This is a genomic window from Actinoplanes regularis (assembly GCF_900188005.1).
Classification (GTDB): Bacteria; Actinomycetota; Actinomycetes; order Mycobacteriales; family Micromonosporaceae; genus Actinoplanes; species Actinoplanes regularis.
On record NZ_FZNR01000064.1, the window covers coordinates 1 to 1,891 of the forward strand.

Consider the following 1,891-nt stretch of genomic DNA (forward strand, 5'->3'; position numbering starts at 1 on the left):
GCGGCTGTGGACGCGTTGGTCGAGGAGTGGAAGGGGCAGGGTCGTCGGGCTCGCCGGTTGTCGGTCAGTCACGCGTTCCATTCCGCGTTGATGGAACCGATGCTGGCGGAGTTCGGTGTCATCACCGCGGAGTTGGAGTATCAGCGTCCGCAGCTGGCGGTGGTGTCGAACGTGACCGGCGCGGTGATCGAGCAGTTCGATGCCGAGTACTGGGTGCGTCACGTGCGTCAAGCGGTCCGGTTCGCCGACTCGGTCGCTTACATGGCCGATGCGGGGGTGTCGCGGTTCCTGGAGCTGGGTCCGGACGGTGTGTTGTCCGGGATGGGCCAGCAGTGCGTGGACGCACTGTTCGTACCGGCGTTGCGTCGCGATCGTGACGAGCCGCAGTCGCTGCTGACGGCGATCGGGCGGTTGTGGGAAAGCGGCATCGACCTTGACTGGACCGCTCTCTACGCCGGTCGTGACGGGCAGACCGTCGACCTGCCGACCTACCCCTTCCAACACGACCACTACTGGCTGCGCCTCGCCACGACCGGCGACGTCACCTCGGCCGGCATCACCGCGGCCGACCACCCGCTCCTGGCGGCCGTGGTCGCCCTCCCCAAGTCGGGCGAGGTCGTGCTCACCGGCCGCATCTCCACCGGCACCGTGCCCTGGCTGCGCGATCACACCGTGCTCGGGTCGGTGCTGTTCCCCGGCACCGGCTTCGTCGAGCTGGCGATCCGGGCCGGTGACGAGGTCGGCCACGGCCACCTCGAGGAACTGACCCTGCAGGCCCCGCTGGTGATCGCCGACGATGACGCCGTGGTGCTGCGGGTGGTCGTGGGCGCGGAGTCCGGCGGCCGTCGCTCGGTCACCATCTACTCGCAGTCCGGCGACGGCTGGATCGGTCACGCCACCGGCCTGCTCACCCAGGTGCGGGCGACGGCGCTCGCCGACACCCAGTGGCCGCCGGCCGGCGCCCGCGCGATCGCGGTGGACGACCTCTATCCGAACGCCGCCGAGCAGGGCTTCGCGTACGGCCCGGCCTTCCGCGGCCTGCGGGCCGCCTGGCGCCGTGGCACCGATGTCTTCGCCGAGGTCTCCCTCCCCGAAGACGCCGAGGCCGGAGGGTACGGCCTGCACCCCGCCCTGCTCGACGCGGCCCTGCACGCGATCGGCCTGGGCGAGCTGTTCCCCGACGACGGAAAGGCCCGCCTGCCCTTCGCCTGGAACGGCGTCACCCTGCACGCGGCCGGCGCCACCCACCTGCGGGTCCACCTGAGTCCCGCGGGCGGTGACGCGATCGCCCTGACCGCCACCGACCCGTCCGGGGTCCCGGTCGTCGTGATCGACGAACTCGCCTTCCGCGCCGTCTCCGCCGGCCAACTGGAGACCCGGCCCGCCGAGCACCTCTACCGCCTGGACTGGACCGCGGGCCCGGCGTCGGACGCCGAATGGGACGGGACCCTCGTCCACGTCGACGGCCTGGACGTCGACGGGCTCACCGGGTCCCCGGACGCGGCCGTCCTGACCGCGCCCGATTCGGGCTCACCGGCCGCGGACGTCACCGCGGTGCTCGCGGCGGCCCAGCACTGGCTCGCCGACCACCGGTTCGCCTCGTCCCGCCTCGTCGTGGTGACGGGCACCGATCCCGGCCAGGCCGCGATCGCCGGCCTGGTCCGCTCGGCCGAGAACGAGAGCCCCGGCCGCTTCCTGATCGTGGCGGCCGATGCCCCGGTCCCCGACGGCCTGCTGCGGGCGGCGCTCGCCGCCGGCGAGCCCGAAGTGGCCGTACGCGACGGCGCGCTGCTCGTTCCGCGCCTGGTGCGTGCGGTTCCGGCTGCTGATTCTGTGCCGGTTTTCGGTGCTGATTCGGTGGTGTTGGTGACTGGTGGTACGGGTGGTTTGG

At 72.4% G+C, this 1,891-nt stretch carries 1 protein-coding gene; it reads left to right on the forward strand.

What is annotated here, in order from left to right; all coding sequences use genetic code 11:
• Positions 1–6 precede the first annotated feature (6 nt).
• Positions 7–1,891, forward strand: a 1,885-nt coding sequence (locus CHC09_RS44775) for a polyketide synthase dehydratase domain-containing protein (protein ID WP_244911639.1), incomplete at its 3' end; no start/stop codon positions are given.